Below are 19,808 nucleotides of genomic sequence, written 5' to 3' on the forward strand. Positions count from 1 at the left end.
TCAACGGGTCACGAGCCGCTCGGCCAGCTCGCGAGGCATGAGGGGCTTGAGCCCCTGGAGCATTTCTTGCAACAGCGCCGCTCCATGAGAGGCTCGCCACGGTTCACTGCGCGCCAGCGGCGTCCAGGTCACGAGCAAAGTCACCACCAAAGCGATCAGCACACCCCGCACCAAACCGAAAGCCGCCCCCATGAGCCGGTCGAGCACACTGAGCGCGCTGGCGTGAACGAGCTTCTTGATCAGCCACGCCAGCAGCCCCCAGACGAACAGCGTGGCCACAAACACGATCGCAAAGGTGCTGACGTGGTTGATCATCGACCCGGGCGCACCGATGGGCACTGCTGCACTCCACTGCGGCGTGATCCACTGCGCAGCGAAAAAGGCCACCACCCATCCAGCCAGCGCAAGCACCTCGAAGACCAGCCCTCGCACCAGCCCCAGCACCACCGACACCAGCAGCAGCGCAAGAAAAGCAATGTCGACCCAGCCCATGGCAGCCATGGTTCTCATAGCGTGAGCACTGCCGCGGGCAGGCCAGCCGCTTTGAGTCGGCTGGCCGCCTGCTGGGCTTGCTCCCGAGACGCGAAAGGCCCCACCCGCACACGGATGCGCTGTCCTGCTGCCGTCTCGATGACCTGGGTGTAGGTTTTGAACCCGAGCTTCTCGACCTTGGCTCGCACCTCGCGCGCACTGGCGGTCTCGCCAAAGGCACCCACCTGCACCACAAAGCGAGCCGCGGTCTCCTCGGCTGCCGCGGCCGGACGGCCTTCGAGCAAGGCCCGGGCCCGGGCGGCCTCGGCCTGTTCGGCAGGCGATGCGGGCGCCGGAGCCGACGCCGGCGCCGGACTTGGAGCGGCCGCCGCCGGCCTGGGCGGCGCATCAGACACGTTGGACGGAGGGGGGGCCACTGCCACCGGGCTGGAAGCCGCCTCCTGCTCGCCAGCGGCATTGGCCACGCGCTCTTCGAGCGCGCTGGGCTGCGCAGCGCGTGCCGCGGAAGCCGCAGAATCTGGAACATCCCCTCGGGCACGAACCACCGGCGCATCCTTGGCCGGAATCTCGATCGGCAAGTCCGTGGGAATCGGGCGAGGCTCGGTCTCGAACAGCAAGGGGAAGCCGATCACGGCCGCCCCCACGAGCACCACGGCCCCGATGAGCCGATGTCGGGCCCGGGTGCGCGCCTGCTCCACCGAGTCTTCCGGGCGGGGCGAGGCCGCAGGCGCCTCGCCAGAGGCTGCGACACGCTTGAAAAAGGAAAGCAGACCCATGCGTCTCGGAATGTGGGAACGCCGGCCCTGCAGCCCACCCGCCGGCCAGCCAGGCCGCTTCAGCCCAAGTGCCGGGCCGACAAACGGGGCAGGCCGCCTTGCAGCACGCCCCCAACGGTGAAGAAGGACCCGAAGACCACGATTCTATCAGCCGGGTCGGCCGCAGACAGGGCCGCCTGCAAGGCCTCCGCCGCAGATGGATGCACCGAGGCGACCGCCGGCGCCGGCGAGCGCGTTGGCAGAGCCTGCCAGCGGCGCAACAGGTCAGCGCCCGGAAGGGCCCGGGCCGTGGGCAGGTCGGTGAAATACCAGGCGTCGACCAAGGGATGCATGCGTCGCAGGATGCCGCTCACGTCCTTGTCGGCCATGGCACCGAACACCGCATGCGTGCGCGGGAAAAAGCCCATCTGGTCGAGGTTCTCGGCCAGTGTGGCCACTGCATGGGGGTTGTGTGCAACATCCAGCACGAGCGTGGGTTGCCCCGGAACGATCTGGAAACGCCCGGGCAGCTCCACCATGGCCAGACCGTTGCGCACAGCCTGGGCGTTGATGGGCAGAGACTCATGCAGCGCTTCGAATGCGGCCAACACGCCCGAGGCATTGAGCAATTGATTGGCACCGCGCAAGGCCGGATAGGCCAGCGCGTTGTAGCGGCGATGCCGTCCCGCCCAATTCCATTGCTGACGATCGCCGCTGTAGCGGAAATCGCGCCCAAACAGGTGCAAGTCGGCCCCCAAGGCCTGAGCATGTTCGATCACGCTGCGCGGTGGCATGGGATCGCTCACCACCACGGCACGCCCGGCACGCATGATGCCCGCCTTTTCTCGCCCGATGCTCTCGCGGTCGGGCCCCAGGTATTCCATGTGATCCAGATCGATGCTGGTGATGACCGCACAGTCGGCATCGATGACATTGACGGCATCCAGCCGCCCTCCCAGGCCCACCTCCAGCACCACCAGATCCAGTTCGGACTGGGACAACAGCCGCAAGATCGCCAAGGTCGTGAACTCGAAATAGGTCAGCCCCTGACCTGCACGTGCGATCTCCACGGCTTCGAAATGTGGCAGCAGGGCCTCGGCCTTCACCACCTCCCCGCGCAATCGGCAACGCTCTTCGAAATGCACGAGATGAGGCGAGGTATAGACCCCTGTGCGATACCCAGCCTGCAAAGCGATGGCCTCCAGCATGGCGCAGGTGGAGCCCTTGCCGTTGGTGCCAGCCACCGTGACCACCGGACACTCGAAGCGCAGGTTCAACCGGGCTGCCACGGTCTGCACGCGCTCGAGCGTCAGATCGATCGTCCTGGGATGCAGGCGCTCACAATGCAGCAGCCAGTCGGCGAGGGTCTGGGGACGAGTCATGGAGCGATGGTAAAGGCCTGGCGGTTGTCCGCACAGGCTGCAATGTCTCTGCGAATCAAGGCAAAGGGCCGGCGCGAAGCCGGCCCCGCACACCGATGGGGGAACACGAGGCTCAGGCCACCGCGTCGGCCGGCTGCCGCAGCAGCTTGGCCAGCAATCGGGCCACCGTGGGCCGCAGCTCGCGCCGGTCGACGATCATGTCCAGCGCCCCCTTTTGCATCAAAAACTCAGAGCGCTGAAAGCCTTCCGGCAGTTTTTCTCGCACGGTGTTTTCGATCACCCGCGGGCCGGCAAAGCCGATCAGCGCCTTGGGCTCGGCAATCACCACATCGCCCATGAAGGCGAAGCTGGCCGACACACCGCCCATGGTGGGGTCGGTCAGCACACTGATGTAGGGCAGCTTCGCCTTGGCCAGGCGGGTGAGCGCCGCATTGGTCTTGGCCATTTGCATCAGGCTGAGCAGACCTTCCTGCATCCGCGCCCCTCCTGTGGCGGTGAAGCAGATGAAGGGGGTTTTCTGCTCCAGCGCAGTCTCGACGCCGCGCACAAAGCGCTCGCCCACCACCGAGCCCATGGAGCCGCCCATGAAGTCGAACTCGAAGCAGGCTGCCACCACTGGCATGCTCAAGACGGCGCCGCCCATGACCACGAGCGCGTCGGTCTCGCCCGTGGCCTCCAGGGCATCCTTCAGGCGATCGGGGTATTTCTTGCTGTCCCGGAACTTCAAAGCATCGACCGGGATGACCTCCTGGCCGATCTCGTACCGCCCCTCGGCGTCGAGGAACTTGTCCAGCCGCGCGCGCGCGTTGATGCGATGGTGGTGAGCGCACTTGGGGCAGACATAGTGGTTGTGTTCGAGGTCGGTTTTGTACAGCACCGATTCGCACGATGGACACTTGATCCACAACCCTTCCGGCACCGAGCGGCGCTCGGCCGGATCGGTCTGCTGGATCTTCGGCGGCAGCAGTTTTTCAAGCCAACTCATCGATGAACTCCTTCCAGGCTGTCCAGGGCCGCACGGATCTGCGCGATGAATTCGCGCCCGGCCTGCACCACGCGGTCACGGGGCTGATCTTCCAGCAATTGCACGAGACGCGAGCCGATGACCACCGCATCCGATACGGCGGCCACGGCCCGGGCAGACTCGGCATCACGAATACCGAAACCCACGCCCACAGGCACCCCCACATGCTTGCGAATGCGAGGCAGCATCTGCGCCACCGACGCCGTGTCCAAGTGCGCGGCGCCAGTGACGCCTTTCAACGACACATAGTACACGTAGCCGCTGGCGATCCGTCCAACCTGCTGCATGCGCTCGTCGGTCGATGTCGGCGCCAGCAGGAAGATCGGGTCCAGGCCCTGGGATTGCAGCGTGGCGGCAAACGACTCGCACTCCTCTGGCGGGTAATCGACCACCAGCACGCCATCGACGCCCGCCTCACGGGCCGCCTGCGCGAAGGCGCCCTGGCCACGACGCTGGTCGTAGCGCTCGATCGGGTTGGCGTAGCCCATCAGAACCACCGGAGTGGTCGTGTTGCCCACGCGAAACGCCCTGACCTGATCGAACACCTGGGGCAAACCGATGCCCCGGGCCAACGCCCTTTCGGCCGCCTTTTGGATCACCGGGCCATCGGCCATGGGATCGGAAAAAGGCACCCCTAGCTCGATCACATCGGCCCCGGCATCGGCCAAGCCCAACATCAGCTCGGGTGTGACATCGGCAAACGGGTCGCCAGCCGTGATGTAGGGAATGAGGGCCTTGCGACCCTGCTGGCGCAAGCGGGCAAAGGTGGCAGCGATACGGCTCATTTCGGCCCCTTCATCACGGAAGCGTCACCGCCCTTGACGCCGAGGCCCCGGCACGATGGCCGACAAAAGAACTCGGCCCCGCTGAGATCGGCCACGGTCCCGATGTCCTTGTCCCCACGGCCCGACAGATTCACGAGCAAGATCTGGTCCGGGCGCATCGTCGGCGCCATTTGCATGGCATAAGCCACCGCATGGCTGGATTCCAGCGCCGGAATGATCCCTTCGGTGCGACACAGGCGGTGAAACGCCTCCAGCGCCTCTTGGTCGGTCACGCCCACATACTCGGCACGACCGATGTCCTTCAGATAGGCATGCTCGGGCCCCACGCCCGGATAGTCCAGACCGGCCGAGATCGAATGCGTCTCCAAAATCTGGCCGTTGTCGTCCTGCAGCAGATAGGTGCGGTTGCCATGCAACACCCCTGGCGAGCCCGCGTTCAGTGACGCGGCGTGCTTGCCAGTGTCCAGCCCCTGCCCGGCCGCCTCGACACCGATGAGGCGCACCGATTCATGCGTGATGTACGGGTAGAAGATGCCCATCGCATTGCTGCCACCACCCACGCAGGCGATCACGGCATCCGGCTGCCGACCGGTCATCTCGGGCATCTGCACGAGGCATTCCTCGCCAATGACGCTCTGGAAGTCACGCACCATGGCCGGATACGGCGCGGGCCCGGCCACCGTGCCGATGATGTAAAAGGTGTTCTCCACGTGAGTGACCCAGTCGCGCAAGGCTTCGTTGAGCGCATCCTTCAGCGTGCGAGAGCCGCTTTCGACCGGCACCACTTTGGCACCCAACAAGTGCATGCGATAGACATTGGGTGACTGGCGCTTGACATCCTCGCTGCCCATGTACACCACACATTCCATGCCATAGCGGGCACAAATGGTGGCCGTGGCCACACCGTGCTGCCCGGCACCGGTCTCGGCAATCACGCGCGGCTTGCCCATGCGGCGCGCCAGCAAGGCTTGACCGATGGTGTTGTTCACCTTGTGGGCGCCGGTGTGGTTGAGATCTTCGCGCTTGAGGTAGATCTGCGCCCCTCCCAACTCACGACTGAGCCGCGCGGCATGGTAGATCGGGCTGGGACGGCCGACGAAATGGGCCAGCTCGCGGCGAAACTCGGCTTGGAAGTCGGGATCGCGGCGATAGCGCTCATACGCCGCCTTGAGCTCCTCCAGCGCATGGGTCAGCGTTTCGGCGACGAAGGAACCACCGTAGGGGCCGAAATGCCCTCGGGCATCGGGTTGCTGATAGTTCAACATGACTTCAGGTGTTGGGGGGGTCAGGCAACGGCGGCTGCGATGCGCGCATCGGCTTCGCGAACCGCTTCGCAGAACCGGCGTATCGCGCTGGCATCCTTGATGCCTTTGGCGGATTCGACGCCGGAGCTTACGTCAACGGCCCAGGGCCGGACCTGAAGCACCCCATCGGTCACGTTTGCAGGATTCAACCCACCAGACAAAACGACCGGACAGGGCACGCCGGGGGGAATGAGTGACCAATCGAAGACCTTTCCACCGCCACCATATCCCTCGACATGCGCATCCAGCAGCACGGCTTGGGCAGTGGCAAAACGCTGGGCAAAGTGTAGCAAATCGAAGCCGGGGGCCATGCGCGCCGCACGCAGATAGGCACGGCCGGCGGCTTCGCATTGCTGCGGCGTTTCATCGCCATGGAACTGCAACACCAGGTGCGGGATGGCCTCGCAAACCCGGCGCACCTCCTCCGGCGTGGCGTTCACGAACAAACCCACTGGCGTGACAAACGGCGGCAGCTCGCGCACCAAGGCCATGGCTCGCTCCAAGCTGACGTAACGGGGGCTGCGTTCGTAGAACACCAAGCCAATGGCATCCGCCCCAGCAGCCACCGCCGCCTCCACATCGACCTCGCGGGTGAGGCCACAAATCTTGATGCGCGTGCGTTGTGCAGGCAAAGTCATCGAGAACCCTCCGAGGCCACCGCCGCGGGCAGCCAGTCATGGGCTGCGGTATGGATCGGCAGCCCCAAATGCGCATCGTACCGAGGCCCAAGAAAGTACAGACCGTCTGGCGCGAAGGTAGGCGCCGCCAATGTCCGATCGCGGCCGGCCAACACCCGAGCCACCCAGTCCGGATCGCGTCCGCCGCAGCCCACCGCAATCAAACAGCCCATGAGGTTGCGCACCATGTGATGCAAGAAGGCATCGGCCTCGAACTCGAACCGCCAATAAGCGCCACGGCGCACGATCGAGATGTCGATCAAGTGTTTGACCGGACTGCGCGCCTGACACTCGGAAGAACGAAACGCGCTGAAGTCATGCCGTCCCACGAGGTGATCGGCCGCCCGGCGCATCGCGGACTCGTCCAGCGGCCGAAACACCCAGCCCACCAAACCAAGCTCCAAGGCCGGCCGCACGGGCGACTCGCGCAACACGTAGACGTAGCGGCGTGAGCGGGCACTGTTGCGGGCGTGGAAGTCCGGCGGCACCGGCCGGCACCATTGCACCGCAATGTCCTCGGGCAAGAAAGTATTGGTGCCTCGCACCCAGGAAAACGGCTCACGCTGGCGCTCGGTGTCGAAATGCACCACCTGATTGAGGCCGTGCACCCCGGCGTCGGTACGCCCTGCACACACCACCCGCACCGGGTGATCGGCAAAACGCGACAAGGCCCGTTCGAGCTGATCTTGCACCGTACGACCATTGGGCTGGCTTTGCCAACCCAGATAAGCCGTTCCCCGGTAGCTGACGCCCAATGCAATCCTCACGACACCTCTTTTCTGATCGGTTCTGGCGCGACTCGAAAAAACAAAGGGCCAGGTGGCGACCAGCGCCCTCCTGGCCCACGACGGGCACGGCCCGTTCAGGTCAGCTCGGCAAGCATGCTCTGCGCCTTGGCCTTCAGAGCCCCGCTGGACTTGGACACGACCTCTTGGAGCAGCTCACGCGCGCCTTCACGGTCACCGATCTGGCGAAACTCTTCAGCCAACTCCAATTTGCGCTCCATCGGATCGCCAGGCACCTCGCCTTCACCGAGATCCAGCTCGGCCAAGGGATCCTCGGCCCGCGAGGGCTGCGCCTCGGCCGAGGGGCGGGGCTCAAGATCCAGCGACAAGCCTTCGAGTTCGAACTCCATGGGCTGCGAGCTCGGCGCACCGGCACCGGCCTCAGCCCCTGCCGAAGCCACTTCGGGCAGCTCCGGCAGTTCGAATGCCATGCCCGCCTCGGGCGCCGCCGCGGGTGGCAACGAGGCTTGCAGCTCCTGGGGCGCCGTCGGGGCGGGCTCCGGGTCCACCGGCGCGGCCGTCAGCGGCTGCGTCGATTCCGAATTGAAGCCGCCGGCCGGCGCTGGCGGCTCGTCCAAAGGCAGATCCAAATCGAGGTCGACCTTGAGCGCAGCCTGCGGTTCGTCGGCATACGTCGACGGCGTAGGCATCACCGATTGGGGCATGGTGCTCGCCCCAAGCGGCTCGTAGCCCCCTTCGGGCAGTTTGGCGGCATCCGCGGGCGCGCCACCCGGTTGGTACAACGCATTGTCCGGATCGATCTGGCGCCCCAACTCCTGGGCGCGAGCCCAATCCTCGCCCTGGCCACCCGTCAGGCCGTACAACTGCGTGGCCAACAGCTCGAACCCCTTGGCATCACGACGCTTGGCGTAAACCTCCAGCAACTTGGTACGGATGGCCAGCCGCTCGGGATTGGCACGCATGGCCTCCTTGAGGATTTCCTCGGCCTGCAAGTCACGGCCATACGCCAAGTACACATCGGCCTCGGCCACCGGATCGACATCACCGATGGCATCGAGCTGGCTGAGCGAATAACTCAACGACGAGGGAGCGCCGGTCGCATCCTTGGTATCCACGCGCTGGCCACCACTGGCGCCGAAGAAGGAATCGGGCTGCAAGCGGCTCTCGAGGAAGGACGTCTCACCGCTGTCCTTCTTGTTCTGCGAGCGCAAACGGTAAACCCCCAAGCCCACGAGCAGGGCCACCAAGCCGCCCGCCAACGGCAGGGTGAGCGGATTGGCCAACAAGTCATCGATCAGACTGGGCTCCGCGGGCACGGGCGCCGGCGCAGGTGCGGCCGCCGGCGCAGGCGCAGAGGCTGCGGCCTGGGCCACTGCCGGTGCCGAAGCCTCCGCAGCGGCCACACCGACCGCATCGGAGGCCGCGCTGGCCGCGGCCTCCACAGCGGCAGCTGGCTGCGATGGCGCTGCCTCGGGCGCCGAGGCCAGCGGCGCTGGCGCAGCCGCCACTGGCACGCTCACACCGAGCGCGGGCGAAGCCGCCGGCGCAGGCGCGGGTGCGGCGGCCGGGGTGCCAGCCGGCGCGATGCGCTTGAGTTCTTCGACATTGCGCGACAGTTCGGCCACACGCTGAGCGGCTTCCTGCTGTTGCCGCTGCTGCGCGATGCGATCTTCGGCGGAAGGCGCACCGGGGGCGGCCGCCACGGCCCCCTTGCTCAGCGTCAGCCGATCCGGTGGGGCATCGGCGGCCTGTCGGCGATCCTGTACCTCGGCCTCGACCCGTCCAGACGCTTGTCGCGTGGGTTCTTCGGTGGCCGTCTGCCGGGTCGCGGCAGCCAGACGCTGGCGATAAGCATTGAAGTCGGCGCTTTGGGCCTGGATCAGCTGGCGTGCCTCCCGGGGCGAGACGCTGGCCGCTTGCTCGCTAGCAGGAATCGACAACACGGCCCCGGCGCGCAAGCGGTTCATGTTGCCGCCAGAGAACGCCTGTGGGTTGGCCTGAAACAGCGCCACGAGCATCTGGTCGAGCGAGACGCCGGGACGCTGGACACGTGCGGCGATGCCGTACAAAGTGTCGCCACGGCGCACTCGGTACTCGTCTGCAGCATTGGCCGCGGCCGGCGCAGCCGATGGCGCGAGCGCAGCCGCTGCTGCGGCCGGCCGCGCTGGCCCAGCCGCCGGCGCCGGGGGCGCGGCGATCGACGCCGCTGGCGCCGGGGGGGCGCTGATGATCGGTGCCGTCGCCGGTGCCGCCGCACGGCGCGTGGACGATGGCGGATCGAGCAGCAAGGTGTACTCACGCACCAAGCGACCCGAGGTCCAGGACAGCTCCAGGATCACATCGACGAACGGCTCTTGCACCGCACGATCGCTGACGACCTTCAGGTATGGGCGACCATCCGACCGACGCTCGAGGGTGACACGCGCGCCGCTCAGGACAGCGTTGTACTCCACGCCGGCGGCCCGGTAAGCATCGGGAGCCGCGATGCGAGCCTGCAAATTGGCCGCCTCCTCCGGCGTCAGGCTGGTGACGTCGATCTCCGCCCGCAGGGCCTCGCCAAGCGCCGACTGAACCGTCACCCGACCCAGCCCCAGCGCCGCGGCCTGGCCGGCTGCCAAAAACATGGCAGCAGCCGCCACCCCAGACAGAGCGAAACGCCCTAGGGAACGTGAAGATGATTTCAAGGCGTCTCCCAATGAAACAGGCCGCCAGCGCGCAAGCGGGCCTGCAGAGTCATCGATAGTGATGGATTTTCCGCAGGAAAGTCGGAAATCACAATAGCATCAAGTAGATACGATGACAAGCTCATGCAATGGCTGACGTTTGCCTTCACCACCACAGGCGTCAACATTGCACGGACTGTGGGGCGCACGCCACAGTCCGGGGCTGCTCTCACTGGTCGATGATGATGCGCAGCATGCGGCGCAAGGGTTCAGCCGCCCCCCACAGGAGCTGATCACCGATCGTGAAGGCGCCAAGGTATTCCGGCCCCATGGCCAGCTTGCGCAGGCGCCCCACCGGGATCGTCAGCGTACCGGTGACGGCCACCGGCGTGAGCTCGCGCAACGTGTCCTCCCGGGTGTTGGGAACCACCTTGACCCAAGCATTGTCGGCCGCGATCATGGCCTCGATGTCGGCCAGCGGCACATCCTTCTTCAGTTTGAAAGTCAGTGCCTGGCTGTGGCAACGCATCGCGCCGATGCGCACACAAAATCCATCCACCGGAATGGCCGGCGTGCCGAAGCCCTCGCCGATGCCCAGGATCTTGTTGGTCTCGGCCCCGCCCTTCCATTCTTCGCGGCTCACCCCGTTGCCGAGGTCCTTGTCGATCCAGGGAATCAGCGATCCCCCCAGAGGCACACCGAAATGGGCCACTTCCTCGGCCGACAAACTGCGCTGCTTGGCGATGATGCGCCGGTCGATCTCCAGAATCGCGCTCTTGGGGTCGTCCAGCAGCTCGCGCACCTCGGCATTGAGCGTGCCGAACTGCGTGAGCAGCTCCCGCATGTGCTGCGCGCCGCCGCCGGAGGCCGCTTGGTAGGTCATGGTGCTCATCCACTCGACCAAGCCGGCCTTGTACAACGCCCCCACGCCCATGAGCATGCAACTGACGGTGCAGTTGCCACCAATCCAGTTGCGCCCGCCCTTGGCCAGCGCATTCTTGATCACAGGCATGTTGACCGGGTCCAGGACGATGACCGCATCGTCCTTCATGCGCAGCGTAGAGGCCGCGTCGATCCAATGCCCCTTCCAACCCGCTGCACGCAGCTTGGGGAAGACCTCGGTGGTGTAGTCGCCCCCCTGCGCGGTCAAGATGATGTCGCAGCGCTTGAGCGCTTCGATGTCGAAAGCGTCCTTCAGCGTGGTCTCGTTCTTTGCCATCTCAGGGGCGGCGCCACCTGCATTGCTGGTGCTGAAGAACAGCGGCTCGATCAACTCGAAATCACCTTCGGCACGCATGCGATCCATGAGCACCGAGCCGACCATGCCGCGCCAACCCACCAAACCTACCAGAGTCGTTGCCATCGTTGTCTATCGCCAGAAGTTGCTTTGAGGGACGGGAGTCCATGCCACGGACTCCCACAATGCCAGCGTCGATAGCCGGCCTCGTGGGCTCAGCCCTGCGCTTTCAGACGGGCGACCACGGCGTCGCCCATCTCCTTCGTGCCCACGCGAGTGGTGCCTTCACTGAAGATATCCGCCGTGCGCAGGCCCTGGGCCAGCACGTCCTGCACGGCACGTTCGATGCGATCGGCCGCTTCGGGCTGATCCAAGCTGAAGCGCAGCATCATCGCCGCACTGAGAATCGTGGCCAAGGGGTTGGCCACCCCCTTGCCCGCAATGTCCGGCGCCGAGCCATGGCTGGGCTCGTACAGCCCCTGCTTGCGTTCGTTCAGGGAGGCCGACGGCAGCATGCCAATCGAGCCCGTCAGCATCGCCGCCTCGTCGGACAGGATGTCGCCGAACATGTTGCCGGTGACGATGACATCGAACTTCTTCGGCGCCTTGACCAGCTGCATCGCGGCGTTGTCGACATACATGTGCTCGAGTTCCACGTCGGGGTACTGCGCATGCACCTCCGTGACCACGTCCTTCCAGAACTGGAAGGTCTCCAGCACATTGGCCTTATCGACGCTGGTGACTTTCTTGCCGCGCTTGCGAGCCGCCTGAAAAGCCACGTGAGCGATACGCTCGATCTCCGGGCGGCTGTAGCGCATCGTGTCGAAAGCTTCGGGCGCCCCTTGGAATGCCCCATCGGGCGACGCCCTGCGCCCCCGCGGCTGACCGAAATAGATGTCGCCGGTGAGTTCGCGGATGATGAGGATGTCCAGCCCCGCCACCAACTCGGGCTTGAGGCTGGAGGCATGCGTGAGCTGCTCGTAACAAATCGCCGGACGGAAATTGGCGAACAGCCCCAGATACTTGCGCAGCCCCAGGATGGCCTGCTCGGGCCGCAATGCGCGCTCGAGTTTGTCGTATTTCCAATCGCCCACGGCACCGAAAAGCACCGCGTCGGCTTGCTGCGCCAGCTTTAACGTCGATTCGGGCAGCGGGTGGCCGTGCGCCTCGTAGGCCGCACCGCCCACCAGCGCCTGCTCCATCTCGAAGCGCAGATCGAGCGCGCCGAGCACCTTGACGGCCTCGGCCACGATCTCGGTGCCGATGCCGTCACCCGGCAGGACTGCGATCTTCATGGTCTTCCTTGCGTGTGATTGAAATTCCTGGTCCGTCTCAGCCGACCAATCGCTGGTCCAGCCAAGGCATGCGTGCCAAACGCTCGGCTTCAAAAGCCTTGATCTTGTCGGCATGACGCAAGGTCAGGCCGATGTCGTCCAAGCCATTGAGCAGGCAATACTTGCGGAAGGGTTGCACCTCGAAGGCCAATTCCGTGCCGTCGGGTTTGACCACCACCTGTCTTGGCAGATCGACGGTGAGCTCATAGCCCACGAAGGCATACACCTCGTCGAACAGACGGGCGACTTCGTGCTCGGGCAGCACGATGGGCAGCAACCCGTTCTTGAAGCAATTGTTGAAGAAGATGTCGGCAAAGCTCGGCGCGATCAAGGCACGGAAACCGTATTGCTCGATCGCCCATGGGGCATGCTCGCGACTGGAGCCACAACCGAAATTCTTGCGCGCCAGCAACACCGAGGCCCCTTGGTAACGCGCTTGGTTCAGCACGAACTCAGGGTTGGGCTTGCGGGTGGCGGGATCCTGCCCCGGCTCGCCACGATCGAGATAACGCCACTCGTCGAACAAATTCGGACCAAAGCCGGTGCGCTTGATCGACTTCAGAAACTGCTTGGGAATGATGGCATCGGTATCGACGTTCTCTCGATCGATGGGCGCCACCAGGCCTTTGTGAACGGTAAAGGGCTTCATGGGGTTACTTCTTGCGGCTGGCCGCTTCTTCCATCTTTTCGCCGACTTTCTGGACATCCTTGCCCAGCCCTTCGATGGTGTTGCAACCGGCCACAGCCACCCCGAAGGCCGTCAACATCAGCACGATCCACAGACGTTTCATGGATGCGGTCCTCCTCACGCAATGCGACGCACGTCGACGAAATGCCCCTCGATGGCTGCTGCCGCGGCCATCGCCGGACTGACCAGATGGGTGCGCCCACCCGCACCCTGCCGCCCTTCGAAATTGCGGTTGGAGGTGGACGCACAGCGTTCACCCGGCTCCAAACGATCCGCATTCATCGCCAAACACATCGAACAGCCGGGCTCGCGCCATTCGAAACCAGCCGCTTTGAAGACTTGGTCCAAGCCTTCTCGCTCGGCCTGCTCTTTGACCAGGCCGGAGCCAGGAACCACCATGGCCAGCTTCACGTTCGCGGCGACCTTGCTCCCCAAGCGACGCACGACAGCGGCCGCCTCACGCAGGTCTTCGATGCGCGAGTTGGTGCACGAGCCAATGAACACTTTGTCGATGCGAATGTCTTGGATGGGCTTGTTCGGCTCCAGGGCCATGTATTGCAAGGCCCGCTCCATGGCACTGCGCTTGACGGGGTCTTTCTCGCGCTCGGGGTCTGGCACCCGCTCGTCGATGGACACCACCATCTCGGGCGAAGTACCCCAGGTGACTTGTGGGCGGATCTGGCTGGCATCGAGCTCGACCACGGCATCCCAGTGCGCATCGGGGTCGGAGTACAGCGTACGCCAATAGGCCACAGCCTGGTCCCAGGCCACGCCGCTGGGCGCGAAGGGGCGGCCCTTGATGTATTGGATCGTGGTGTCGTCCACGGCCACCAAGCCGGCGCGCGCGCCGGCTTCGATGGCCATGTTGCACACCGTCATGCGGCCTTCCATGCTGAGCGCACGAATGGCGCTGCCGGCAAATTCGATGGTGTAGCCAGTGCCGCCTGCCGTGCCGATACGGCCAATGATGGCCAGCACGATATCCTTGGCGCTGCAGCCCTTGGGCAATACCCCCTCCACCTTGACGAGCATGTTCTTGGCCTTCTTGGCCAGCAGTGTCTGGGTGGCCAGCACATGCTCGACCTCACTGGTGCCAATGCCGTGGGCCAAGGCACCGAAAGCGCCATGGGTGGAGGTGTGGGAATCACCGCAGACCACCGTCATGCCCGGCAGCGTGGCGCCCTGCTCGGGGCCGATCACGTGAACGATGCCCTGGCGCTTGTCGTTCATCTTGAACTGGGTGATGCCGAAACGGTCGCAGTTGCGGTCCAGTGTTTCGACCTGCAGGCGCGACACGGGGTCGGCAATGCCTTGACTGCGATCGGTCGTGGGCACGTTGTGATCACTGACGGCCAGATTGGCCGACAGACGCCAGACTTTGCGACCAGCCACCTCCAGCCCCTCGAAGGCTTGTGGGCTGGTCACCTCGTGCAGCAGATGTCGGTCGATGTAGAGGATGGCCGTGCCATCTTCCTCGGTGTGGACGACATGCTCGTCCCAAATCTTGTCGTACAGCGTGCGGCCCATAGCAAGCTCTCGGTGCAGCCTCGTGGGTGGGGGACCTGTGATTTTAAGCTTTGAATAAACAAAAACCCCGGCTCGGGGCCGGGGTCGGAAAAGGGGTTGGCCTCGAATGGCCCGGGGCGGCCCAGCCCCGCGCTCAGCCCCGCTGGGCTAGGGGTTTGACGTCGCGCTTGGGCGAGCCGACGAACAGCTGACGTGGACGGCCGATCTTGTACTCCGGGTCGCCGATCATCTCGTTGAGCTGGGCAATCCAGCCCACCGTGCGCGCCAAGGCGAAGATGGCCGTGAACAGGCTCACCGGAATGCCGATGGCGCGCTGAACGATCCCCGAGTAAAAATCGACATTCGGGTACAGCTTGCGAGCCACGAAGTACTCGTCTTCCAACGCGATCTTCTCGAGTTCCATCGCAAGCTTGAACAACGGGTCGTTGCCCAGGCCGAGCTCGCCCAGCACCTCGTGGCAGGTTTCGCGCATCAACTTGGCGCGCGGATCGTAGTTCTTGTAGACCCGATGCCCGAAGCCCATCAGGCGCACGCCGGAGTTCTTGTCCTTGACCTTGGCAATGAACTCGCCGATCTTGGCCACGCCCCCCATGCGCTGGATTTCCTCCAGCATGTTCAGGCAGGCCTCGTTGGCCCCACCATGCGCGGGGCCCCACAAACAGGCCACACCGGCGGCGATGGCCGCAAATGGATTGGTGCCGGAGGAGCCGCACAGACGCACCGTGGAGGTGGACGCGTTTTGCTCGTGGTCAGCGTGCAGGATGAAGATGCGGTCCAGCGCCCGCACCAACACGTCGTTGGGCTCGTACTCCTCGCACGGTGTGGCGAACATCATGCGCAGGAAGTTCGCGGTGTACGACAACGAGTTCTTCGGGTAGATGTAGGGCTGGCCGACCGAGTACTTGTAGGCCATGGCCACCAGGGTCGGCATCTTGGCGATCAGCCGGATCGCCGAGATCTCGCGGTGCTGCGGGTTGTTGATGTCGGTGCTGTCGTGATAGAAGGCCGACATGCCACCGACCAGCCCGGTCAGCACGGCCATCGGGTGGGCATCTCGCCGGAAGCCGCGCAAGAAGAACTGCATTTGCTCGTTGACCATCGTGTGATGGGTCACACGCGCATCGAACTCCTTCTTCTGGGCAGCGTTGGGCAGCTCCCCATACAACAGCAGATAGCAGGTCTCCAGAAAATCGCAGTGCTCGGCCAGTTGCTCGATCGGATAGCCACGATAGAGCAGCTCACCCTTGTCACCGTCGATGTAGGTGATCGACGAATTGCACGAAGCGGTGGACAGGAAGCCCGGATCGTAGGTGAACTTGCCCGTCTGTGCATACAGCTTGCGAATGTCGATCACATCCGGGCCGATCGTTCCCTTGTAGATGGGAAGCTCAATTGACGGGCTGCCGTCCGAAAACGACAGGGTGGCTTTCACATCAGACGGTGTCATGGCTCTTCCTTGAGGCTATCCAAAAAACGTCATCCGCGCTGTCGCAGCAAGGCCAGCACCTCGCGCACTTCGGCGCGGTCGAGCTCACCCTGCGGCTCCTTGCGGGCCAGCAGCAGGTCCAGCAGGTCGTTGTCAGCCAAATCCATCAGAGCCTGCAGCCCTTCGGCCTGGCGAACCGTGATCGTCGACCCGTGGCGTTCGAAGAAGCGCTCGATGAACAAGTCGTTCTCGAGCAAGCCACGGCGGCAGCGCCAGCGCAGCTTGCTTCGCGAGTGTTCGTCGAGTGCAGTGTCCATCATGCGTCTTGCAGGAACCTTATCACGACAGGCACAAGCGCCTCAGACGGCGCGGCGCACCATCAGCTCCTTGATCTTCCCGATGGCCTTCGTGGGGTTCAGGCCCTTGGGGCACACATCCACGCAATTCATGATGGTGTGGCAGCGGAACAGGCGGTACGGGTCTTCCAGATTGTCGAGCCGCTCGTTCGTGGCCTGGTCGCGGCTGTCGGCAATGAACCGGTAAGCCTGCAACAAGCCCGCGGGGCCGACGAACTTGTCCGGGTTCCACCAGAAGCTCGGACAGCTCGTGGAGCAGCTCGCGCACAGAATGCATTCATACAAGCCATTGAGCTCGTCTCGCTCTTCGGGCGATTGCAGACGCTCCTTTTCGGGCGGCGGCGTGTCGTTGACGAGGTAGGGCTTGATCGAGTGGTACTGCTTGAAGAACTGCGTCATGTCGACGATCAGATCACGCACCACCGGCAGACCCGGCAGCGGCTTGAGCACCACCACCTCGGGCAGCGTGCGCATGTTCGTCAGACAGGCCAGGCCGTTTTTACCGTTGATGTTCATCGCATCCGAACCGCAAACGCCTTCACGGCAAGAGCGGCGGAAGGACAGCGACGGATCGACGGCCTTGAGCTTGACGAGGGCATCCAGCAGCATGCGCTCGGAGCCATCCAGCTCTACTTGCAGGGTCTGCATGTAGGGCTTGGCGTCCTTGTCCGGATCGTAGCGATAGATCTTGAAGGTTCGCAGGGTCATGAAAGTACTCCGGGCGCAGACTTCAGAAGGAACGGACCTTGGGCTCGATGGAATCGACGGTCAGCGGCTTGAGGTTGACCGGCTTGTACTCCAGGCGATTGCCCTCGCTGTACCACAGGGTGTGCTTCAACCAGTCACGGTCGTTGCGACCGTTCGGGAACTCGGGCGAGTCGCCGTAATCGTTCACCGTGTGGGCGCCACGGCTTTCCTTGCGAGCAGCCGCCGACACCATCGTGGCTTGAGCCGCCTCGATCAGGTTCTCGACCTCCAACGCCTCGATGCGGGCCGTATTGAAGACTTTGGATTTGTCCTTCAGAACGATCGCTTTGACGCGCTCGGCGATCTGGGCGATCTTGCGCACCCCTTCATCCATGCTGGCTTGCGTGCGGAACACGCCGGCATGCTGCTGCATGGTTTTGCGAATGTCGTTGGCCACGTCTTGCGCATACTCGCCCGAGGTGCTGGCCTCCAGACGCGCCAAACGCGCCAAGGAACGGTCCGCCGCGTCCTTGGGCAAAGGCTTGTGGGCTTTGGGCTCTTTCTTGAGGGTCTCGACGATGTGGTTGCCGGCCGCACGCCCGAAAACCAGCAGGTCGAGCAAGGAGTTGGTGCCCAGACGGTTGGCACCATGCACGCTCACGCAGGAGCATTCGCCCACCGCATACAAGCCCGGCACGACGGTATTGGGATTGCCATTCTTGGGCACGACCACTTGCCCGTGGATGTTGGTCGGAATCCCGCCCATCTGGTAGTGGATGGTCGGCACCACCGGGATCGGTTCTTTGGTGATGTCGACGTTGGCAAAGTTGAGGCCGATTTCGTAGACCGAGGGCAAGCGCTTCATGATGGTCTCGGCGCCCAGGTGGGTCATGTCGAGAACCACATAGTCCTTGTTGGGGCCGCAGCCGCGCCCTTCCTTGATTTCCTGGTCCATGCAGCGCGAGACGAAGTCCCGCGGAGCGAGATCCTTCAGCGTGGGCGCGTAGCGCTCCATGAAGCGCTCGCCATTGCAGTTGCGCAGGATCGCCCCTTCTCCACGGCAGCCCTCGGTCAGCAACACGCCCGCGCCAGCCACACCGGTGGGATGGAACTGCCAGAACTCCATGTCTTCCAGCGGAATGCCAGCGCGTGCAGCCATGCCCAAACCATCACCGGTGTTGATGAAGGCATTCGTCGAGGCTGCATAGATGCGCCCAGCACCGCCGGTGGCCAGCAGCACCGTTTTGGCCTCGAGGATGTACACCTCACCGGTTTCCATCTCCAAGGCGGTGACCCCGACGACATCGCCGTCGGCATCGCGGATCAGGTCCAGCGCCATCCACTCGACGAAGAACTGCGTGCGAGCCTTGACGTTTTGCTGGTAGAGCGTGTGCAGCATGGCATGGCCGGTCCGGTCGGCGGCGGCGCAGGCACGCTGCACTGGCTTTTCGCCATAGTTGGCGGTATGCCCCCCGAAGGGCCGCTGGTAAATCGTGCCGTCTGGGTTGCGGTCGAAGGGCATGCCGAAATGCTCGAGCTCGTAGACGACCTTGGGCGCCTCGCGGCACATGAACTCGATGGCATCTTGATCGCCCAACCAGTCCGACCCTTTGACAGTGTCGTAAAAGTGGAAATGCCAGTTGTCTTCGGACATATTGCCCAGCGAGGCGCCGATGCCGCCCTGCGCGGCCACGGTGTGGGAACGCGTGGGGAAGACCTTGGACAAAACGGCCACGTTCAGGCCGGCCAGAGCCAGCTGCAGGGATGCGCGCATCCCGGAGCCACCGGCTCCGACGATGACGACGTCAAACTTGCGCTTGGGCAGAGAAGTTCCGATTTGCATTTACAGCCTCCACAACACCTGGATCGCCCAGCCGGCGCAGCCGACCAACCACACGATCGTGAACACCTGCAGCACGAGCTTGATGCCCACGGGCTTGATGTAGTCCATCCAGATGTCGCGCATGCCCACCCAGGCGTGGTAGAGCAAAGCGATGATCACGGTGAAGGTCAGCACCTTCATCCACTGGCTCGAAAAAATGCCAGCCCAACGGTCATAGCCCAGTTCACCGGGCATCAAGACCTGCACGAGCAGCACGAGAGTGAACAGCGCCATCAGCGCCGCCGTGACGCGCTGGGCCAGCCAGTCGCGAAAGCCGTAATGCGCCCCAACCACCAGGCGCTTGGATCCGTAGTTTTTGCTCATCGCGGGATTCCGTTTCTGTTGTTCTGTGAGGCCCCTCAGTACAACCCGAAGAGCTTGGCGCCCAGCAGCACCGTCAGCAGCAGGCTGGAGGCCAAGGTGAAGATCGCGGAATGGCGACCCTGCTCTTTGGAGACCGTGTGATAGACGTCCATCCAAAGGTGGCGAAGGCCGGCGATGAAATGGTGCAAATAAGCCCAGATCAACGCCAGCACGACCAACTTGAGCAGCCACCCCGGAACGAAGCCCAAGCCCACATGAAATGCGCTGGCAAAGCGATCGAAGGAGACCTGCGAGCTCACGCTGTTGTCGAACATCCAGATGACCAGCGGCATCAACAAGAACATCAACGCGCCGCTGATGCGATGCAAGATCGACACGATGCCGGCCGCCGGTAGCCGGTACTTGATGATCTCCGTGACATGGATGTTTCGGTAGACCGGTCTTTCTTTGGCGATCTCAGGCATACCCAACCTTGTGTAACAGATGTGAAACCTTTCGATTTTATTGCAACGCAACAGC

General features: G+C 64.0%; 20 protein-coding genes. All 20 read right to left on the minus strand.

What is annotated here, in order from left to right:
* The 20 genes from CTA01S_RS03780 to sdhC all read right to left on the minus strand — a co-directional run bounded on the left by CTA01S_RS03780 (nucleotide 1) and on the right by sdhC (nucleotide 19,753).
* Nucleotides 1–501: a CvpA family protein gene (locus CTA01S_RS03780; RefSeq protein ID WP_019559262.1), complete on the minus strand. Its 501-nt coding sequence runs from the start codon at nucleotides 499–501 to the stop codon at nucleotides 1–3.
* A gap of 5 nt (nucleotides 502–506) precedes the next feature.
* On the minus strand, nucleotides 507–1,268 hold the full coding sequence (locus tag CTA01S_RS03785; protein WP_062192367.1) for an SPOR domain-containing protein: 762 nt from the start codon (nucleotides 1,266–1,268) through the stop codon (nucleotides 507–509).
* A gap of 59 nt (nucleotides 1,269–1,327) precedes the next feature.
* Nucleotides 1,328–2,629, minus strand: coding sequence for a bifunctional tetrahydrofolate synthase/dihydrofolate synthase (gene folC, locus CTA01S_RS03790; RefSeq protein ID WP_062192371.1), 1,302 nt, complete (start codon nucleotides 2,627–2,629; stop codon nucleotides 1,328–1,330).
* A gap of 112 nt (nucleotides 2,630–2,741) precedes the next feature.
* Nucleotides 2,742–3,614: an acetyl-CoA carboxylase, carboxyltransferase subunit beta gene (gene accD / locus CTA01S_RS03795; protein ID WP_062192374.1), complete on the minus strand. Its 873-nt coding sequence runs from the start codon at nucleotides 3,612–3,614 to the stop codon at nucleotides 2,742–2,744.
* Nucleotides 3,611–4,438 carry a tryptophan synthase subunit alpha gene (gene trpA, locus CTA01S_RS03800; RefSeq protein ID WP_062192377.1) on the minus strand — a complete coding sequence of 276 codons (828 nt, stop codon included), beginning with the start codon at nucleotides 4,436–4,438 and terminating at the stop codon, nucleotides 3,611–3,613. The genes accD and trpA overlap by 4 nt, the downstream gene beginning before the upstream one ends.
* Nucleotides 4,435–5,703, minus strand: coding sequence for a tryptophan synthase subunit beta (gene trpB / locus CTA01S_RS03805; protein ID WP_019559257.1), 1,269 nt, complete (start codon nucleotides 5,701–5,703; stop codon nucleotides 4,435–4,437). Before trpB ends, trpA begins: the two co-directional genes overlap by 4 nt.
* A 20-nt stretch (nucleotides 5,704–5,723) precedes the next feature.
* Nucleotides 5,724–6,380 (minus strand): phosphoribosylanthranilate isomerase, encoded by a 657-nt coding sequence (locus CTA01S_RS03810; RefSeq protein WP_019559256.1) that lies wholly within the window; start codon nucleotides 6,378–6,380, stop codon nucleotides 5,724–5,726.
* The gene (gene truA / locus CTA01S_RS03815; protein ID WP_062192382.1) at nucleotides 6,377–7,186 is read right to left on the minus strand and encodes a tRNA pseudouridine(38-40) synthase TruA; all 810 of its coding nucleotides are present in this window, start codon (nucleotides 7,184–7,186) and stop codon (nucleotides 6,377–6,379) included. The genes CTA01S_RS03810 and truA overlap by 4 nt, the downstream gene beginning before the upstream one ends.
* A gap of 95 nt (nucleotides 7,187–7,281) precedes the next feature.
* Nucleotides 7,282–9,789: a motility hub landmark protein FimV gene (locus tag CTA01S_RS03820; RefSeq protein WP_062192653.1), complete on the minus strand. Its 2,508-nt coding sequence runs from the start codon at nucleotides 9,787–9,789 to the stop codon at nucleotides 7,282–7,284.
* 268 nt (nucleotides 9,790–10,057) lie between these two features.
* The gene (asd, locus tag CTA01S_RS03825; RefSeq protein WP_033370781.1) at nucleotides 10,058–11,191 is read right to left on the minus strand and encodes an aspartate-semialdehyde dehydrogenase; all 1,134 of its coding nucleotides are present in this window, start codon (nucleotides 11,189–11,191) and stop codon (nucleotides 10,058–10,060) included.
* An 89-nt stretch (nucleotides 11,192–11,280) separates the two neighbouring features.
* Nucleotides 11,281–12,360, minus strand: a complete 1,080-nt coding sequence (gene leuB, locus CTA01S_RS03830; RefSeq protein WP_062192387.1) for a 3-isopropylmalate dehydrogenase — start codon at nucleotides 12,358–12,360, stop codon at nucleotides 11,281–11,283.
* A gap of 37 nt (nucleotides 12,361–12,397) precedes the next feature.
* Entirely contained in the window at nucleotides 12,398–13,048 is a 651-nt protein-coding gene (leuD, locus tag CTA01S_RS03835) for a 3-isopropylmalate dehydratase small subunit (protein ID WP_019559251.1), read from the minus strand.
* A 4-nt stretch (nucleotides 13,049–13,052) separates the two neighbouring features.
* Nucleotides 13,053–13,190, minus strand: a complete 138-nt coding sequence (locus CTA01S_RS03840; RefSeq protein ID WP_019559250.1) for an entericidin A/B family lipoprotein — start codon at nucleotides 13,188–13,190, stop codon at nucleotides 13,053–13,055.
* 14 nt (nucleotides 13,191–13,204) lie between these two features.
* Complete coding sequence (leuC, locus tag CTA01S_RS03845) at nucleotides 13,205–14,614, minus strand: 3-isopropylmalate dehydratase large subunit (RefSeq protein ID WP_019559249.1); 1,410 nt, start codon at nucleotides 14,612–14,614, stop codon at nucleotides 13,205–13,207.
* A gap of 133 nt (nucleotides 14,615–14,747) precedes the next feature.
* Nucleotides 14,748–16,061, minus strand: coding sequence for a citrate synthase (locus CTA01S_RS03850; RefSeq protein ID WP_026329894.1), 1,314 nt, complete (start codon nucleotides 16,059–16,061; stop codon nucleotides 14,748–14,750).
* 29 nt (nucleotides 16,062–16,090) lie between these two features.
* Nucleotides 16,091–16,357 carry an FAD assembly factor SdhE gene (locus CTA01S_RS03855; RefSeq protein ID WP_083932358.1) on the minus strand — a complete coding sequence of 89 codons (267 nt, stop codon included), beginning with the start codon at nucleotides 16,355–16,357 and terminating at the stop codon, nucleotides 16,091–16,093.
* A gap of 42 nt (nucleotides 16,358–16,399) precedes the next feature.
* Nucleotides 16,400–17,104 carry a succinate dehydrogenase iron-sulfur subunit gene (locus tag CTA01S_RS03860; RefSeq protein ID WP_019559246.1) on the minus strand — a complete coding sequence of 235 codons (705 nt, stop codon included), beginning with the start codon at nucleotides 17,102–17,104 and terminating at the stop codon, nucleotides 16,400–16,402.
* A 22-nt stretch (nucleotides 17,105–17,126) separates the two neighbouring features.
* Nucleotides 17,127–18,926, minus strand: coding sequence for a succinate dehydrogenase flavoprotein subunit (gene sdhA / locus CTA01S_RS03865; protein ID WP_019559245.1), 1,800 nt, complete (start codon nucleotides 18,924–18,926; stop codon nucleotides 17,127–17,129).
* Nucleotides 18,927–19,289, minus strand: coding sequence for a succinate dehydrogenase, hydrophobic membrane anchor protein (gene sdhD, locus CTA01S_RS03870; RefSeq protein WP_062192390.1), 363 nt, complete (start codon nucleotides 19,287–19,289; stop codon nucleotides 18,927–18,929).
* Nucleotides 19,290–19,324: 35 nt separating this feature from the next.
* Nucleotides 19,325–19,753, minus strand: a complete 429-nt coding sequence (gene sdhC / locus CTA01S_RS03875) for a succinate dehydrogenase, cytochrome b556 subunit (RefSeq protein ID WP_062192394.1) — start codon at nucleotides 19,751–19,753, stop codon at nucleotides 19,325–19,327.
* Nucleotides 19,754–19,808 lie beyond the last annotated feature (55 nt).

Source organism: Caldimonas taiwanensis NBRC 104434 (assembly GCF_001592165.1).
GTDB classification, from domain to species: domain Bacteria; phylum Pseudomonadota; class Gammaproteobacteria; order Burkholderiales; family Burkholderiaceae_C; genus Caldimonas; species Caldimonas manganoxidans.

What these genes read in the sequence shown, in the direction of transcription:
- leuC (WP_019559249.1), bottom strand. Translation starts at nt 14,614, where the DNA reads ATGGGCCGCACGCTGTACGACAAGATTTGGGACGAGCATGTCGTCCAC.
- sdhD (WP_062192390.1), bottom strand. Translation starts at nt 19,289, where the DNA reads ATGAGCAAAAACTACGGATCCAAGCGCCTGGTGGTTGGGGCGCATTAC.
- CTA01S_RS03850 (WP_026329894.1), bottom strand. Translation starts at nt 16,061, where the DNA reads ATGACACCGTCTGATGTGAAAGCCACCCTGTCGTTTTCGGACGGCAGC.
- sdhA (WP_019559245.1), bottom strand. Translation starts at nt 18,926, where the DNA reads ATGCAAATCGGAACTTCTCTGCCCAAGCGCAAGTTTGACGTCGTCATC.
- leuB (WP_062192387.1), bottom strand. Translation starts at nt 12,360, where the DNA reads ATGAAGATCGCAGTCCTGCCGGGTGACGGCATCGGCACCGAGATCGTG.
- trpA (WP_062192377.1), bottom strand. Translation starts at nt 4,438, where the DNA reads ATGAGCCGTATCGCTGCCACCTTTGCCCGCTTGCGCCAGCAGGGTCGC.
- CTA01S_RS03785 (WP_062192367.1), bottom strand. Translation starts at nt 1,268, where the DNA reads ATGGGTCTGCTTTCCTTTTTCAAGCGTGTCGCAGCCTCTGGCGAGGCG.
- CTA01S_RS03780 (WP_019559262.1), bottom strand. Translation starts at nt 501, where the DNA reads ATGGCTGCCATGGGCTGGGTCGACATTGCTTTTCTTGCGCTGCTGCTG.
- accD (WP_062192374.1), bottom strand. Translation starts at nt 3,614, where the DNA reads ATGAGTTGGCTTGAAAAACTGCTGCCGCCGAAGATCCAGCAGACCGAT.
- leuD (WP_019559251.1), bottom strand. Translation starts at nt 13,048, where the DNA reads ATGAAGCCCTTTACCGTTCACAAAGGCCTGGTGGCGCCCATCGATCGA.
- CTA01S_RS03820 (WP_062192653.1), bottom strand. Translation starts at nt 9,789, where the DNA reads ATGTTTTTGGCAGCCGGCCAGGCCGCGGCGCTGGGGCTGGGTCGGGTG.
- CTA01S_RS03840 (WP_019559250.1), bottom strand. Translation starts at nt 13,190, where the DNA reads ATGAAACGTCTGTGGATCGTGCTGATGTTGACGGCCTTCGGGGTGGCT.
- CTA01S_RS03810 (WP_019559256.1), bottom strand. Translation starts at nt 6,380, where the DNA reads ATGACTTTGCCTGCACAACGCACGCGCATCAAGATTTGTGGCCTCACC.
- CTA01S_RS03855 (WP_083932358.1), bottom strand. Translation starts at nt 16,357, where the DNA reads ATGGACACTGCACTCGACGAACACTCGCGAAGCAAGCTGCGCTGGCGC.
- trpB (WP_019559257.1), bottom strand. Translation starts at nt 5,703, where the DNA reads ATGTTGAACTATCAGCAACCCGATGCCCGAGGGCATTTCGGCCCCTAC.
- sdhC (WP_062192394.1), bottom strand. Translation starts at nt 19,753, where the DNA reads ATGCCTGAGATCGCCAAAGAAAGACCGGTCTACCGAAACATCCATGTC.
- CTA01S_RS03860 (WP_019559246.1), bottom strand. Translation starts at nt 17,104, where the DNA reads ATGACCCTGCGAACCTTCAAGATCTATCGCTACGATCCGGACAAGGAC.
- folC (WP_062192371.1), bottom strand. Translation starts at nt 2,629, where the DNA reads ATGACTCGTCCCCAGACCCTCGCCGACTGGCTGCTGCATTGTGAGCGC.
- asd (WP_033370781.1), bottom strand. Translation starts at nt 11,191, where the DNA reads ATGGCAACGACTCTGGTAGGTTTGGTGGGTTGGCGCGGCATGGTCGGC.